Source organism: Aquisphaera insulae (genome assembly GCF_011064615.1).
GTDB lineage: Bacteria > Planctomycetota > Planctomycetia > Isosphaerales > Isosphaeraceae > Aquisphaera > Aquisphaera insulae.
Genome location: NZ_JAALJH010000038.1, coordinates 1 through 17,696 on the forward strand (window position 1 = coordinate 1; position 17,696 = coordinate 17,696).

General features: G+C 70.9%; 3 protein-coding genes. 2 read left to right on the forward strand and 1 reads right to left on the reverse strand.

What is annotated here, in order from left to right:
- Nucleotides 1-352: 352 nt before the first annotated feature.
- Nucleotides 353-1,159 carry an alpha/beta hydrolase gene (locus tag G6O54_RS19560; protein WP_165227348.1) on the reverse strand — a complete coding sequence of 269 codons (807 nt, stop codon included), beginning with the start codon at nt 1,157-1,159 and terminating at the stop codon, nt 353-355.
- A gap of 1,005 nt (nt 1,160-2,164) precedes the next feature.
- Here G6O54_RS19560 and G6O54_RS38550 point away from each other — a divergent pair.
- Both G6O54_RS38550 and G6O54_RS19570 read left to right on the forward strand, forming a co-directional pair.
- Nucleotides 2,165-9,007: an Ig-like domain repeat protein gene (locus G6O54_RS38550; protein WP_165227349.1), complete on the forward strand. Its 6,843-nt coding sequence runs from the start codon at nt 2,165-2,167 to the stop codon at nt 9,005-9,007.
- Nucleotides 9,008-9,368: 361 nt separating this feature from the next.
- The gene (locus G6O54_RS19570; RefSeq protein ID WP_165227350.1) at nt 9,369-17,645 is read left to right on the forward strand and encodes an Ig-like domain-containing protein; all 8,277 of its coding nucleotides are present in this window, start codon (nt 9,369-9,371) and stop codon (nt 17,643-17,645) included.
- Nucleotides 17,646-17,696: the final 51 nt, after the last annotated feature.

Below are 17,696 nucleotides of genomic sequence, written 5' to 3' on the forward strand. Positions count from 1 at the left end.
GAAGGACCGGGGTCACGGAAGGGCCGGGGTCAGACCGAGTTCCGAGTTACTACGCTGTATAGTAACTCGGAACTCGGTCTGACCCCGCGTGGAGGGAACGGACCGCAAGACTTAATCGATGTCCGTGGGCCGTTGGGTGTCGAAGCGGCGGATGCCCAGATTGTGCAACCTACTGCGGCTGATCAGAATGTCCCCGTGTGGCCCACCTGTCCCCGTGTGGCCCATGTGATCAGAATGTCCCCGTGTGGCCCATCTGAGCCATGCCGAGGTGCGTCGATGGGAGAAAGGGTCATCCCCACTGCGGGCTATCAGAATGTCCCCGTGCCGCCCCTCGTACGGCCCTCGCCGGCCTTCACCGGCCGCGTGGCGTCTCCGTCAGCGCCTCGAGGATCGCCCGGCGTGCGGACGCTTGCTGCTCCTCTCGACTGATGGTCGCGGTGCCGTCGAAGAGCTGATGACCGTAGTGGCCGAACTGGGAGTGATTCCCCCCTTCGATCTCGATCCAGCGGGTGTGCGCCGGCAGGAGCCGTTTGTTGGCGAGCGTCTTCTCCGGCGGCGCGACGCCGTCGTTCGATGCGTAGACCTTGGTCACGGGAATGGCCAGTGATGACAGGTCGTCTTCCTTCGGATGTGTGGTGCCGAGCAGCACCATCGCCGCGAAGGCGGCCGGCTCGGACCGGACCGCCCGGCAAGCCAGGGCCCCACCCAGCGAATGGCCCGAGACGACCCAATGGTCAATCTCGCGGTGGGCGGCGATCAGCCCGCGGGCACGATCCACGGCGACCTGCTTGTCCGCCTCGCGGAAGGCGAACCGATAGGGAAGCCTGACAATGAAGACCGGATACCCGGCCTCGGCGATCGGGCGTAGCATCGGAGCGTAGGCCTGGGCGGTGACGCCGGAGCCGCACACGAAGATCAGGCCTGCCTTCGAGCTTGGTGCCGCCGGCACGAACTCCAACGTCTCGCCCCGGTCGGCGACGACGACCGCGGCATCGCTCCTCAGCATGCGCTCCGGGACCCCGCGAGTCCGGACAGAATTGGCGAGCCAGGTTGTGGAGACGACGGCCCAGAGCAGGAAGCCTCGTCGGATCCAGCGGCGGACGCTTCGCTTCCTGGCCCTGGGCTGATTCGCATCGGAGGTTTCCGGCTCCGTTTTCATCTCGATGGCTCGGCGACAGCATCACGAAACACCGACAGGCCCGACCGGGTCAAAGGCCGGGTTCCGTCGGGGTCATCAAGGTGAGTCGGGGTCAGTCGCCCCCCCGGCGTTCCCGCGTGGCTCGCCGGCGGTTGAACCTGCGCCGACAGACGGTCGGGATGGTCCCGGTCGTGCGGAGGACTGGGTAAACTCGAGGCATCCCCGAATCGAACCGCGGATCAGTTGCTGGACCCACGAGGGATGGTGACATCCGGGACCATCGATGAGTCTACCAGGATCCGTCACCCAAGTCCTCAAGATCGCCGCCGGGGCCGGGTCACCCCGCGAGCCCGCACATCCGCCGGTCGAGCCCTTCCTTGGAGCTCTCCTGGAAGATCGAGCAGGCCGAGAAGGCGGAATCCGCCTTCCTGGAAAGGGTTGCGGCGAAGTAAACCGGCTGGATAGACGATCCCCGCGAGTGAGCCGGGCCATCCTCGCGGAGCTGGGCCGGGGAAAGACCGCCATTGCGTTTTCGGTTCCGGGACGCGGGACGGACGAAGGACGCAGCTCGCAAGGGCCGCCTCAACGTGACTCATGACGAGTTCTTCTGCGTCCGCGAGGCCATGCCGCGAATCCGGACTTCTGGACACGGCTCGGCCTGCGCCGCGACGACGACACGCCGAAGCCGGCGTTCGATGCCTATCGCCGCCTGGTCGCGGAGCTGGGAGCGTAGCCTTCCGCACTTCGTGAGGGCCGCGGCGGCCGTGCTCTCCCGCGGCCCTCGCGAGCCGTGCCGGCCGGCCGGCCGGCGCCGGGCCCGGATCGCCTGCCATGAGGGTAGGAAAAACCTGATGCGGCGTTCGCGCATCTTGTCGGGACATTCTAGCTTTCTGCCAGTTCACGTGACGAGGACATTCCGCGCGCCGTTGGCCGCGGGCCGCCGTCGCGGAGGCGAGGTCACCTCGACGTCCCTGGGGGGACCGTCCTGGCTCAGGAGGCTCGACAACGATGGCTTGGGACACTCGCATGGGAGACGTCAGGGGGACGAGGCCGGGGCGTAGGGGATGGCGGGCGTCCGCAGCCCGGGCTCGGGCGCGGGACAGGGGCCGCCGGTTCCTCCTGGAGTCGCTGGAAGACCGCGCCGTCCCGGCGGTCCTGCCCGTCAGCAGCGGGGTCGCGGCGGACCTGATCGCCGCGATCAACACCGCCAACACCAACGGCGACCCGTCGAACACGATCAACCTGACCGGCACGTACACCCTGACGAGCGTGGACAACTACTGGTTCGGCCCGACGGGCCTGCCGGCGATCACCAGCAACCTGAGCATCGTCGGCAACTCGACGACGCCGACGACGATCCAGCGGAGCACGGACGTCAGCACGCCGAACTTCCGGCTCTTCTACGTCGCCGGCGGGCAGAGCGGGGTGGCCTACGGGACGCTGGCGCTCGCCAACCTGACGCTGGCGGGGGGCGTGGCCAAGGGGGGCAACGCGGGCTCGGGCGGCGGCGGCATGGGGGCCGGCGGCGCGATCTTCAACATGGGCACGGTGGCGCTCAACGGGGTCACCATCACGAATAGCCTGGCGTTCGGCGGCAGCAGCGGGTACACCAGCGGGTCCGGCGGCGGCGGCATCGGCTCGGACAACGACGGGGACAACGGCGGCGGGTTCGGCGGGCCGGCGCCCGGCGCGGTCGGCGGCAGCGGCTGGTCCGGGATGGGCGAGACGGGGGGCGGCGGCGGATTCAACGCCTCGGATAGCGCGGTCTCCAACAGCTACCAGGGCGGCAACGGTGCAGGCAGCGGCAACCTCGGCGGCGCCGCGGGCCAGGGCGGGACCTACGGCGACGGCGGCGGCGGCACGTCGTATCCGATGGATGGGGCGTACGGCGGCGACTTCGGGGAGGGCGGCCAGGGGTCCGGCGGCGACGCCGGCGGCGGCGGCGTGGGCGGCGGCGGCGGCGGCGGCGGCAACGGCGGCGGCGGCGGGTTCGGCGGCGGCGGCGGCGGCAACCCGACCTACGGCGGCGGGGGCCCCGGCGGCGAGGGCGGCTTCGGCGGCGGCGGCGGCGCCAGCAACCCCAGTAGCGGTGGGCTCCCGGGAGGCTGGGGGGCCGGCGCCAGCGGCAGCGAGGCCCTCGGCCATGGCGGCGGCGGCGGCGGCGCGGGCCTGGGCGGGGCGATCTTCAACTTCACCGGCAACCTCTCGATCGTCAATTCGACGATCGCCTCCAACCAGGCCGTCGGCGGCAACGCGACCTGGGCGGCTCAGCCCGGCGGTGCCTTCGGCGGCGGAGTCTTCAACCTCAACGGCGCCGTCACCCTGGTCAATGCGACCTTCGCCGGCAACACCGCGACCTCCGGCTTCCACTACGGCTCAGGCACCGGCCAGACCGCGGTGCTGGCGGACGGCCTCGACGTCTACAACCTCGCCTTCGGCCGGGAGTGGCGCGAGGGTGCCGAGTTCACGAAGGGCGGCCCTGTCACCGCGACCATCCGGTTGGCCAACTCGCTGCTGGCGAGCAGCGGGGAGGGCATCTCCGCGCTCGCCACGGGGGCGGACACCTCGCCCCACAGCACCGGGAGCGGCGGCTCGAACGCCGCGGTCGTCAACGCGGCCATCTACAACATCATGACGGCGTCCAACGTGGTACGCGGCGTCACCGGGATGATCACGACGGGCTTCGTGGACACCACCACCGTCCCGCCCCTCGACCCGGCCGGCCTGGCGAGCAACGGCGGGCCCACCCAGACGATCGCCCTGGAGTCCCAGCTCAACACGAGCCTCGCGCCGGGGACATCCCTCTTCGGCCTCGTCGTCCCCGATGTGGACCAGCGCGGGATCTCCAGGCCGGAGTCCACGGACCTGGGGGCCTTCCAGATCGTCTCGGCCCCCACCGCGACCCTCGACTCCACCTTCGACATCAACGCCGCGACGGGCTCCTCGAGCACCACCACGGTCGTCGTCACGTACACCGACCATTCCGGCAGCGGCATCGACACCTCGACCTTCGGCACCGGCAACATCACGGTCAGCAACGGGGCCACCGTCACCGGCTACTCCGCCGTCGGCAACGTGGTGACCTACACGATCACGGCCCCCGCTTCGGACTGGGCGAGCAGCACGCAGGGGACCTACACCGTCGCCCTGGTGGCCGGCAGCGTGATGGACAATGACGGCAACGGGATAGACGGGGTCGCGGACTTCGGCTCGTTCCAGGTCGACACGGTCGCCCCGACCGCCACGCTGACGTCAGCACCCACGGTGAACGCTTCGGATGCCTCGTCCAGCACGACCACCGTCACGATCACCTACTCGGACGCGACCTCGGGCATCGACACGTCCACCTTCGGCATCGGCAACATCACCGTCAGCGACGGCGCCACGGTGACGGGCTACTCGGCGGTCGGCAACGTGGTGACGTACACGATCACGGCACCTTCCTCCGACTGGGCGAGCAGCACGCAGGGCAGCTACACCATCGCGATCGTGGCCGGGTCGGTGAAGGACAACGCCGGCAACGGGATCACCGGGGATGCCAGCTTCGGTTCCTTCCTCGTCGACACGGTCGCCCCGACCGCCACGCTCGACTCGGCGCCGACGGTCAACGCGTCCTCGACCATCCTCAATACCACGACGGTCTCCGTCACGTACTCGGACGCGACCTCAGGCATCGATACTTCGACCTTTGGCATCGGCAACATCACGGTCGGCAACGGAGCGACGGTCACCGGCTACTCGGCGGTCGGTAACGTGGTGACCTACACCATCACGGCGCCCTCCGCGAACTGGGGCAGCAGCACGCAGGGCAGCTACACCATCGCGCTGGTCGCCGGCAGCGTGAAGGACCAGGCGGGCAACGGGATCACCGGGGATGCCAGCTTCGGGTCGTTCCTGGTGGACACGGTGCTCCCGTCGGCATCACTGACCTCGGCCCCTACGGTCAACGCGGCCGACGCCTCTGCCAGCACGACGACCGTCACCGTCACCTACTCCGACGCGACCTCCGGCATCGACACCTCGACGTTCGGCATCGGCAACATCACGGTGAGCGACGGGGCCACCGTCACCGGCTACTCCGCCGTCGGCAACGTCGTGACCTACACCATCACGGCGCCCGCCTCCGACTGGGCCGGCAGCACCCAGGGGACGTACACCGTCGCCCTGGTCGCCGGCTCGGTGAAGGACAATGCCGGCAACGGCATCGCCGGCGACGCCGATTTCGGCTCCTTCCTCGTGGACACCGTCGCACCCGCGGCGTCGCTCACCTCGGCGCCGACGGTCGACGCCTCGGCCGCCTCCGCCAGCACGACGACCGTCACCGTCACCTACTCCGACGCGACCTCCGGCATCGACACCTCGACGTTCGGCATCGGCAACATCACGGTGAGCGACGGGGCCACCGTCACCGGATATTCGGCGGTCGGCAGCACCGTGACGTACACGATCACGGCGCCTTCCTTGAACTGGGCGAGCAGCACGCAGGGCACGTACACCGTCGCGATCGTGGCCGGCTCGGTGAAGGACAACGCCGGCAACGGCATCGCCGGCGACGCCAGCTTCGGCTCCTTCCTCGTCGACACGGTCGCCCCGGCCGCCACGCTCGACTCGGCGCAGACGGTCAACGCCTCCGAGGGCTCGGCCAGCACGACGACCGTGACGATCACCTACTCGGATGCGACCTCGGGCATCGACACGTCCACCTTCAGCATCGGCAACATCACCGTTGGCAACGGGGCCACGGTCACCGGCTACTCGGCCGTCGGCAACGTGGTGACCTACACCATCACGGCGCCCTCCTCCGACTGGGCCAGCAGCACCCAGGGCTCCTACACGATCGCGATCGTCGCCGGCAGCGTGAAGGACAACGCCGGCAACGGCATCGCCGGCGATGCCAGCTTCGGCTCGTTCCTGGTCGACACCGTCGCCCCGGCCGCCACGCTCACCTCGGCGCCGACGGTCAACGCGGCCGACGCCTCCGCGAGCACCACGACGGTCTCCATCACCTACTCCGACGCGACCTCCGGCATCGACACCTCGACCTTCGGCACCGGCAACATCACGGTGAGCGACGGGGCGACCGTCACCGGCTACTCCGCGGTCGGCAACGCCGTGACGTACACGATCACGGCGCCTTCCTTGAACTGGGCCGGCAGCACCCAGGGGACTTACACCGTCGCCCTGGTCGCCGGCTCGGTGAAGGACAACGCCGGCAACGGCATCGCCGGCGACGCCAGCTTCGGCTCCTTCCTCGTCGACACGGTCGCCCCGACCGCCACGCTTGGCTCGGCACCGACCGTCAACGCGACGGCCGGCCTGGCCGGTACGACGACCGTGACGATTACCTATTCGGATGCGACCTCGGGCATCGACACCTCGACCTTCGGCCTGGGGAACATTACCGTCAGCAACGGGGCCACCGTCACCGGTTACTCCGCGATCGGCAACGCCGTGACGTACACGATCACGGCGCCTTCCTCGAACTGGGCCAGCAGCACGCAAGGGACGTACACCGTCGCGATCGTGGCCGGCTCGGTGAAGGACCTGGCGGGCAACGCCATCGCCGGCAACGCCGATCTCGGCTCGTTCCTCGTGGACACGGTCTTCCCCTCGGCGACGCTCACCTCGGCACCGGCCGTCAACGCCGCGAATGCCTCGGCCAGGACGACCACCGTCTCCATGACCTACTCGGATACGATCTCCGGCGTCGACACCTCGACGTTCGGCATCGGCAACATCACCGTCGACAACGGGGCGACGGTCACCGGCTACTCCGCGGTCGGCAACACCGTGACTTACACGATCACGGCGCCTTCCTCGAACTGGGGGAGCAGCACGCAGGGGACCTACATGATCGCCCTGGTCGCCGGCTCGGTGAAGGACATGGCGGGCAACGGGCTACCCGGCGACGCCCACTTCGCCTCGTTCCTGGTGGACACGGCCCTCCCCACGGCGACGCTCATCTCGGCGCCGACCGTCAACGCCGACACGATGCCGGTCAACACGACGACCGTCACCGTCACCTACTCCGACGCGACCTCCGGCATCGACACCTCGACCTTCGGCATCGGCAACATCACGGTGAGCGACGGCGCCACGGTGACCGGCTACTCGGCCGTCGGCAACGTGGTGACCTACACCATCACGGCGCCCGCCTCCGACTGGGCCAGCAGCACGCAGGGGACGTACACCGTCGCCCTGGTCGGCGGCTCGGTGAAGGACTACGCCGGCAACGGCATCGCCGGCGTGCCGAATTTCGGCGCGTTCCTCGTCGACACGGTCCTGCCCACCGCGACGGTCACGTCCGCCCCGCCGGTGTACGCCGCGGGCGCCTCGGGCAACACGACCACGGTGACGATCACCTACGCGGATTCGGTCTCCGGCGTCGACACCTCGACGTTCGGCACGGGTAACATCCGGGTCGGCAACATGGCCACGGTCACCGGCTACTCGGCCAGCGGGAATACCGTGACCTACACGATCACGGCACCCGCCTCGGACTGGGCGAGCAGCCCTCAGGGGACGTATTCCTTCTCGGTGATCGGCGGCTCGGTGAAGGACAACGCCGGCAACCTGATCGCGGGCGTGCCGCTCATCGGCTCCTTCACGGTGGACGTCTCCGTCCGCACCGGGACGACGACGACGCTGCTCGTCGAGCCCTCGTCGCCCTCGTTCGGCCAATCGGTCACGCTCAACGCGGCGATCGCCGGGGGCTCGCAGGCCCTCGAGCCCGGCGGTTCGGTCATCTTCTACGACGGCACGACGGCCCTGGCGACGGTCGTCGTGGGGCCCGACGGGACCGCCTCGTACGTGCTCTCCGACGGGCTGGGCGTCGGCACGCACTCGATCACGGCGAGCTACGGCGGCGATTCCCTCTTCGCCCCGTCCGCCTCCCCGGCCGTCTCCCTGACGGTCGCGCGGTCGTCGGCGAGCACCGGCGCGGTGACGTCGTCGGCCTCGCAGGTCTACTACGGCCAGTCGGTGATCCTGACGGCCACCTTCCAGGCCCCGTCGGACGGCACCACGCCGATGACCGGGACGGTGACCTTCTACGACGGCTCCACCTTCCTGGGCACGGCGCCGGTCACGACGCCGCTGGCCGGCGAGGTGGTGTCGGGTGCCACGGCCACCGGCCAGGCGAGCCTGGCGGCGACGCTGAGCGCCGGCGACCACGTCATCACGGCGGTGTACTCGGGCGACGCCAACTACGCGCCGGCCTCGTCGATGTCGACCACCAGCGTCGTGGTCGCCCCGGCGACGACGGCCTCGTCGCTGGCCGTCAACGTCTCGGGCAACTCCGCCACCCTGCTGGCGCAGGTCGTCGCGACCTCGCCGGGGACGCCGACCCTGACCGGGACGGTGCTCTTCTACGACAACGGGACGCTCGTCGGTTCCGCCCCCCTGGTGGACGGGACGGCCTCCCTGACCGTGGCCAACCTCGCCCCGGGGGCGCACCACTTCACGGCGGCCTTCCCCGGCGGCCAGAACGCGACGACGAGCGGCTCGACGGCGGTCGTCGCGGTGGTCTCCGGCGGCAATGTCGTCGGAGTGGCCCGCTACGGGTATCACTGGCGGCCGACGACGCTGGTCCTCACCCTCTCCGGCGACGTGGCCCCGGACGTCGCCTCGAACCCAGCCCGCTACATCCTGACCGGCCCGACCTTCGGCCGACGGCAGGGCAGGCGGATCGCCGTCGCCGCGGCGACCTACGACAGCCAGGCTCATACCGTCACCCTGAGCTTCCACCGGCGGCTCTTGCTGCACCGGACCTACATGCTCTCCGTCCCGGACATCGGCTATACCAGGAGCATCACCAGCAAGCTCCTGGCGGGCCAGAACCCGAAGCCGGCCCACGCCCGCTCCCGCTGATCGGGGCTGCCGTCACGGACGAGCCGATCTCTCCTGGCCGCGGCGCTCATCGCCGCGGCCTTTCGCACTTCGAAACGGGACCTCCGCCTCTCTCGCTTTCCCAGGGCCCGCCGACCTCGCCGACTGCGTTCCTTGCCCGTCTTCCGTCGTCCCCGCGAACGGACCTCCATTGTCCTGGAGCGGGGTGAATGGCCGTGGAATCGGGGCGACTTCGTCCGGATCGAATCATCACGGACGTCAAACGTGTCCTAGGGTTTGGCTGGATCCATGGAGGCAGGTGGGTCGGCGACGCGTCCGGCCGCCTGACGATGAGGCGGATCGTCAGTCGCGACATCGATGGGCATCCAGGAGGAACGGGACGATGGCAGGCGGCATGCGCCCTCGGGATGGGGCGTCGGGCCGGCGAGTGGCTCGCGGTCGGGCACGCCGGTTCTATCTCGAATCGCTCGAGGATCGCACGGCGCCGGCGGTGTGGAACATCGCCAGCGGCGTCGCCGCGGACCTGATCGCCGCCATCAACGACGCCAACACCAACGGGGACGCCAGCAACACGATCAACCTGGCGGGGACCTACACGCTGGCCGTCGCGGACCACGACGGGTTCGGCCCGACGGGGCTGCCGGCGATCACGAGCAACCTGGCGATCATCGGCTCCTCGACGGCGCCCGCGGCGATCGTCCGGAGCGCGGCCGCCGGGACGCCGGGGTTCCGTCTGCTCGAGGTCGGCGGCGGCTACCTGGGCGACTCGTACGGGACGCTCACGCTCCGCAACCTGACCCTGGCCAACGGCGTGGCCCAGGGCGAAGGCTCCGGGACGGGGGGCGGCGGCCTCGGCGCGGGGGGCGCGATCTTCAACATGGGCTCCCTGACGCTCGACGGCGCGACGATCACCGGCAACCGCGCCATCGGCGGATCGGGATCGGGCGCGACGGGAGGCAACTCGGGAGGCAGCTTGAGCGCGACCGGCTCCGAGTCGCTGGCGAGCTTCGGCGTCGGGGGCGATGGCAACGGCGGCGACGGCATGGGCGGGGCCCTCTTCAACTTCACGGGCAGCCTGACGGTGATCAACTCGACGATCGCCGGCAATGAGGCCCGCGGCGGATCCGCGGGCGCGGGGGGCTCGGCCGGAGAGGGGCACGGCGGGGGCATTTTGAACCTCAACGGCTCCGTGATCCTGGTCAACGCGACCCTCGGCGAGAACGACGCCGATACCGACGGGCTGGATCTCTCGAGCCTGGCCTACGGCCGCGAGTGGCGCACCGGCGACGGCCTCACTCCGGGCGGCCCCGTCACCGCGGCCGTCTCGATGGCCGGCAGCCTGCTGGCCAGCTCCGGGGCGGGCCGGTCGGCGCTCGTCTCGCGGGTCGACGGCTCGTCGTGGAGCACGGGGGCCGGCGGCGACGACGCGGCCACCATCGACGCGGCGATGGTCGGCGGCTCGACGCCGTCCAGCGCGGTCCGCGGCGTCTCGGGCTCGTTCGCCAGCGGCTCGGTGGAGACGGCCTCGATCCCGATCCTGGATCCCGCCGGCCTCGCGAGCCATGGCGGGCCGACGCAGACCATCGCCGTGACCGGATCGCGACTCGCCGGGATCGCGCCGGGCACGGCCGTCTTCGGGCTGAGCGTGCCGGCCATCGACCAGAGGGGGGCGACGCGTCCGGCCGCGGGGGGAGACGCCGGCGCCTTCCAGGTCACCGCGCCGCCGACCGCGGCCCTGACCTCGGCCCCGCCGGCCAACGCCGCCATGAGCGCGGCGAGCACGACGGTCGTCGTCGTCACCTATGCGGATCAGTCCGGCCTGGGGCTCGATCCGTCCACGTTCGGCATCGGCAACATCGCCGTGACCAACGGGGCGACCGTGACGGGCTTCTCGGTCGCGGGGACGACCGTGACCTACACGATCGCGGCGCCGACGGCCGGCGGCATCACCTGGGGCGATGCGCCGCAGGGGGCGTACGACGTCTCGATCGTGGCCGGCTCGGTGAGGGACCTGGCGGGCGGCTCGATCGCGGCGGGCGTGCTCGGCTCGTTCCTCGTCGACGTGGTCCCACCCACCGCGACGCTCAACAGCGCGCCGACCCTCAACGGCTCGTCCGGCGGGCTGAACACCGAGACCCTGATGGTGATCTTCACGGACCGGGGCGCCGGCATCGACCCGTCCAGCCTGGGGACGGGGAACCTGACCGTCAGCAACGGCGCGACGGTCACCGGCGTGTCGGCGAGCGGCGGCAACGTCTACTACATCGTCACCGCGCCGGCCTCGACGTGGGCGAGCAGCCCGCAGGGGCGCTATTACGTCTCGCTCGCGGCCGGCTCGGTGAAGGACCTGGCGGGGAACCCGATCGTCGGCGTCTCGTCCTTCGGGACGTTCATGGTGGACACGGTCGCGCCCACCGCGACGCTCACGGCCGCCCCCGCCGTCAACGCCGCGACGTCCGGGAAGACCACGACGGTCACGGTCACCTATTCCGACGCCGCGTCCGGCGTCTCGCCTCCCACGTTCAGCAAGTCCAATATCACGGTGAACAACGGCGCCACGGTGACGGGCTTCTCGCCCGCGGGCAACGTCGTCACCTACACCATCACGGCCCCCGCGTCGACCTGGGGCGCCAGCCCGCAGGGACCCTACATCATCTCCCTGGCGACGACGGTGAAGGACTTCGCCGGCAACGCCATCGCGGCCGTCGCCAGCCTGGGCTCCTTCACGGTGGATACGATCGCCCCCACCGCGACGCTCGCCTCCGCCCCGGCCGTCAACGCGGCGACCGCGGGCAAGACCACGACCGTGGCCGTCACGTACGACGGCGGCGGCTCCGGCCTGAGCGCGGGCAGCCTGGGCACGGGCAACATCACGGTCGGCAACGGCGCCACGGTCACCGGCTTCAGCGTCTCCGGCAACACGGTGACCTACACGGTCACGGCCCCGATGGCGACCTGGGCGGACAGTCCGCAGGGAGGGTACACGATCGCGGTCGTTGCGGCCGGCGTGAAGGACGGCGCGGGTAACCCGATTGCGGCCGTCGCCAGCCTGGGCACGTTCCTCGTGGACACGACCCCGCCCACGGCCGCGCTCTCGTCCGCGCCGACGATCAACGCCGCCGATGCCGGCCTCGCGACGACCACCGTGGCCGTCACGTATGACGGAGGGGCCTCGGGCCTGGACGCGACGACCTTCGGCGTCGGGAACGTCGCGATCGGCAACGGCGCGACCGTGACGGCGTATTCCGTGGCGGGCAGCGTGGTGACCTACACGGTCAACGCGCCCGCCGCCTCGTGGGCGGCCAGTCCGCAGGGTGATTACTCCGTCACGCTGGTCGCCGGCAGTGTCAAGGACGGCGCGGGCAATCCGATCGCCGGCCCGCTCCTCCTCGGCTCGTTCCAGGTCGCCTCCGCGACCGTCACGGCGAGCCTCGTCGCCGCGCCGACGGTCAATTCCGCCTCGGCCGCGGAGTCGACCACGACCGTGACGATCGCCTACGGGGGCGGGTCGTCGGGCCTTGACCCGGCCAGCCTGGGCACGGGCAACCTCAGCGTGAGCCGAGGCGCGACGGTCGCGGGATTCTCGGCATCGGGCGACGTGGTGACCTACACCATCGCCGCGCCGGGATCTACCTGGAGCAACTCGCCGCAGGGCTCGTACGCGATCTCGATCGTCGCCGGGAGCGTGAAGGCCATCGACGGCTCCGCGATCCCGGGGAACCCGAGCTTCGCATCCTTCCTGGTCGACACCGTCGCGCCCGCCGCCAGCCTCAGCTCGCTCCCGGCCGTGAACGCCACCGGGGCCGCCGACGGGACCACGACCCTCTCCGTCACCTACGCCGACGAGACCTCGGGCATCGACGCGGCGACATTCGGCATCGGCAACATCACGGTCAGCCGCGGCGCCACGGTGACCGGCTATTCCGCGTCGGGCAACGTGGTCACCTACACCATCGCCGCACCGGCATCCTCGTGGGCCGCGAGCCCGCAGGGCTCCTACGCCATCTCGCTCGTGGCCGGCGAGGTCAAGGACCTGGCCGGGGACTCGGTCGCCGCCGCCGGCCTCGGCTCGTTCATGGTCGACACCGTCGCGCCTTCCGCTTCACTGACCGCCGCGCCGACGGTCAACGCCGCGAGCGCGGCGAGCGGCACAACCACAATCGCCGTCACATACGATGATGCGACCTCGGGGCTAGACACGGCGACATTCGGCGCCGGCAACATCACGGTCAGCCACGGCGCGACGGTGACCGGATTCTCGGCGTCGGGCAACGTGGTCACCTACACCGTCGCCGCGCCGGCGGCCTCGTGGGCCGTGAGCCCGCAGGGCTCCTACGCCATCTCCCTTGTCGCCGGCTCGGTGAAGGACCTGGCGGGGAACTCGGTCGTCGCCGCCAGCCTCGGCTCGTTCTTCATCGACACCGTCGCGCCAACCGCCAGCCTCAGCCCGTCTCCGCCCGTGAACGCCACCGGGGCCGCCCACGGGACCACGACCCTCTCCGTCACCTACGCCGACGAGACCTCGGGCCTGGACGCCTCCTCCCTCGGCCTCGGCAACATCACGGTCAGCCGCGGCGCCACGGTGACCGGGTACTCGGCGTCGGGCGACGTCGTCACCTACACCATCACCGCCCCGGGGACGAACTGGGGAGCCAGCCCGCAAGGCTCCTACGCCATCGCGCTCGTCGCCGGCTCGGTGAAGGATCTCGCGGGGAACTCGGTCGCCGCCGCCAGCCTCGGCTCGTTCCTGGTCGACACCGTCGCGCCGTCCGCTTCGCTCATCGCCGCGCCGACGGTCAACGCCACGAGCGCAGCGAGCGGTACAACGACAATCACCGTCACATACGCCGATGCGATTGCCGGACTCGATCCGGCGACGTTCGGCGTCGGCAACATCACGGTCGACCACGGCGCCACGGTGACCGGATACTCGGCATCGGGCAACGTCGTCACCTACACCATCACCGCGCCGGCGACGAACTGGGGGACCAGCCCGCAGGACTCCTACGCCATCTCCCTTGTAGCCGGCACGGTGAAGGACCTGGCGGGCAACGCGGTCGCCGCCGCCAGCCTCGGCTCGTTCCTGGTCGACACCGCCCCGCCTTCCGCTGTCCTCTCCTCGTCACTCACGGTCAACGCCACGAGCGCGGCGAGCGGCACAACCACAATCGCCGTCACCTACGATGATGCGACCTCGGGGCTAGACACGGCGACATTCGGCGTCGGCAACATCACGGTCAGCCGCGGCGCCGCGGTGACGGGATACTCCGCGTCGGGCAACGTCGTCACCTACACCGTCGCCGCACCGGCGTCCTCGTGGGCCGCGAGCGCGCAGGGCTCCTACGCCATCTCGCTCGTCGCCGGCTCGGTGAAGGACCTGGCCGGGAACTCGGTCGCCGCCGCCGGCCTCGGATCGTTCCTGGTCGACACCGTCGCGCCTTCCGCTTCACTGACCGCCGCGCCGACGGTCAACGCCGCGAGCGCGGCGAGCGGCACAACCACTATCGCCGTCACATACGCCGACGCGACCTCGGGCCTGGACGCCTCCTCCTTCGGCCTCGGCAACATCACGGTCAACCGCGGCGCCGCGGTGACGGGATACTCCGCGTCGGGCAACGTCGTCACCTACACCGTCGCCGCGCCGGCGTCCTCGTGGGCCGCGAGCCCGCAGGGCTCCTACGCCATCGCGCTCGTCGCCGGCTCGGTGAAGGACCTGGCCGGGAACTCGGTCGCCGCCGCCGGCCTCGGCTCGTTCTTCATCGACACCGTCGCGCCAACCGCCAGCCTCAGCCCGTCTCCGCCCGTGAACGCCACCGGGGCCGCCCACGGGACCACGACCGTCGCCGTCAACTACGCCGACGCGACCTCGGGCCTGGACGCCTCCTCCCTCGGCCTCGGCAACATCACGGTCAGCCGCGGCGCCACGGTGACCGGGTACTCGGCGTCGGGCGACGTCGTCACCTACACCATCACCGCCCCGGGGACGAACTGGGGAGCCAGCCCGCAAGGCTCCTACGCCATCGCGCTCGTCGCCGGCTCGGTGAAGGATCTCGCGGGCAACGCGGTCGCCGCCGCCAGCCTCGGCTCGTTCCTGGTCGACACCGCCCCGCCTTCCGCTGTCCTCTCCTCGTCACTCACGGTCAACGCCACGAGCGCGGCGAGCGGCACAACCACAATCGCCGTCACCTACGATGATGCGATTGCCGGACTCGATCCGGCGACGTTCGGCGTCGGCAACATCACGGTCAGCCGCGGCGCCACGGTGACCGGATACTCGGCGTCGGGCAACGTCGTCACCTACACCATCACCGCCCCGGGGACGAACTGGGGAGCCAGCCCGCAAGGCTCCTACGCCATCGCGCTCGTCGCCGGCTCGGTGAAGGATCTCGCGGGCAACGCGGTCGCCGCCGCCAGCCTCGGCTCGTTCCTGGTCGACACCGCCCCGCCTTCCGCTGTCCTCTCCTCGTCACTCACGGTCAACGCCACGAGCGCGGCGAGCGGCACAACCACAATCGCCGTCACCTACGATGATGCGACCTCGGGGCTAGACACGGCGACATTCGGCGTCGGCAACATCACGGTCAGCCGCGGCGCCGCGGTGACGGGATACTCCGCGTCGGGCAACGTCGTCACCTACACCGTCGCCGCGCCGGCGTCCTCGTGGGCCGCGAGCGCGCAGGGCTCCTACGCGATCTCGCTCGTCGCCGGCTCGGTGAAGGACCTGGCCGGGAACTCGGTCGCCGCCGCCGGCCTCGGATCGTTCCTGGTCGACACCGTCGCGCCGTCCGCTTCGCTCATCGCCGCGCCGACGGTCAACGCGACCGCATCAACGAACACCACGGTCGTCACGATCACCTACACGGATGCGACCTCCGGCATCGATCCCTCGAGCCTGGGGCCCGCGAACCTCGCGGTCGGGAACGGGGCGACGGTCCTGGGCTATTCGGTCGCCGGCAACGCCGTCAGTTACACGATCAGGGCCTCCTCGACGACATGGGCGAGCAGTCCGCAAGGCGCTTACGCCATCGCGCTGATCGCCGGTTCGGTGAAGGACCTGGCCGGCAACGTGATGGCCGGGGTGTCGAGTCTCGGCTCTTTCGTGGTGGATGCCATCGCGCCCGCCGCGGTGCTGGTCTCCGCCGCGGGGGTGGGGATCGAGGCGGCGGGCACGAGCACGACGAAGGTGACGGTCCGCTATGCCGATGCCACCGCGGGCGTGGACCCGACGACGTTCGGGGCGGGCAACATCGCGGTCGGCCACGGCGCCACGGTGTCGGGCTATTCGGTCTCGGGGAATGTCGTCACGTACACGATCCACGCGCCGGGGGCCTCGTGGGCCGCCGGTCCCGAGGGCTCGTACGCGATCTCGATCGTGGCCGGCTCGGTGAAGGACCTGGCTGGGAATCCGATCGCCGGCGATCCGGCCCTCGGCTCGTTCGCGGTGGACCTCACGCGGTTGTCGGCGACGACGACGCTGGCGATCGCGCCGGGAGCCGCGACGTTCGGGCAATCGGTTCGGCTCACGGCGACGGTGTCGGCCGCATCCGGCGCGTCGCGGCCCGGGGGTACGGTGGTCTTCCGCGAGGGCGCCGTGACGCTCGCCCAGGCCGCGGTCGGCCCCGACGGCACGGCCTCGGCGACGCTCGCCTCGGGACTGGGAGTCGGCAGTCATGCGATCGTCGCGAGCTACGCGGGCGATCCCCTCTTCGCCCCGGCCGACTCCGCCGCGTCGACCCTGGTGGTGGGCAAGGCGGCCGCGACGTCGAGCGCCCTGACCTCCTCGGCGACGAGCGTCTACCAGGGCCAGGGCGTGACGCTCGCGGCGACCTTCCAGGCCGGCTCCGACGGCGCCACGCCGATGACGGGCACGGTCGCCTTCTACGACGGCGCGACGTACCTCGGCACCGCGGCGATCGGCCCGACGATCTCCGGGAGCACCGCGACGGCGCGGGCCAGCTTCGCGACCGCCCCCCTGGCCGCCGGCGCGCACGCCTTCCACGCCGTCTACTCGGGCGACGCGAGCTACGCGGCCGCCTCGGCCGACGCGGCCACCGTGACGGCGAATCCGGCGACGACCTCGGTCAGCCTGACGGTCGCCACCTCCGCCCAGTCCGCGACCCTGAGCGCCTCGGTCGCGGTCACGTCGCCGGGCCAGGTCGCCCTCGCGGGCATGGTCAACTTCTACGATAACGGCTCGCTGGTCGGCTCGGCCGGCCTGTCCGGCGGATCGGCGTCGCTCATGCTCGCCAACCTCGCCGCCGGCGCGCACGCCTTCGCCGCCGCCTATGCGGGGGCCACGGGCATCGCCGGCGGGAGCTCGGCGGCCGTGGGCGCCTCGATCGTCGCGCCGACGCCGAACGTCATCTCGATCGCGATCCAATCCGTCAAGCGCAAGCCGCCCGTGGTGGTGATCACCTTCGACCGGGCCGTCGACACGGCCGTCGCGGCGACCGCGGCCCGGTACGTCGTCATCGGTCCGATCGTCGGCAAGAAGCCGGGCAAGCCGATCCGCGTCCTCGCCGCGAGCTATGCCGCGTCCTCCCACGCGGTCACCCTGACCTTCAAGGCCAAGCTCACGGCCGCGAAGTCCTACCGGCTGACGATCGCGGACATCGGGTTCACGGCCGTGTTCAAGGGGAAGGGGATCGTGGGGAGGTGAGCGACAAGGTGAACTGGAGACAACGCGAGACTGCGGGTCGACCTTTCCCAT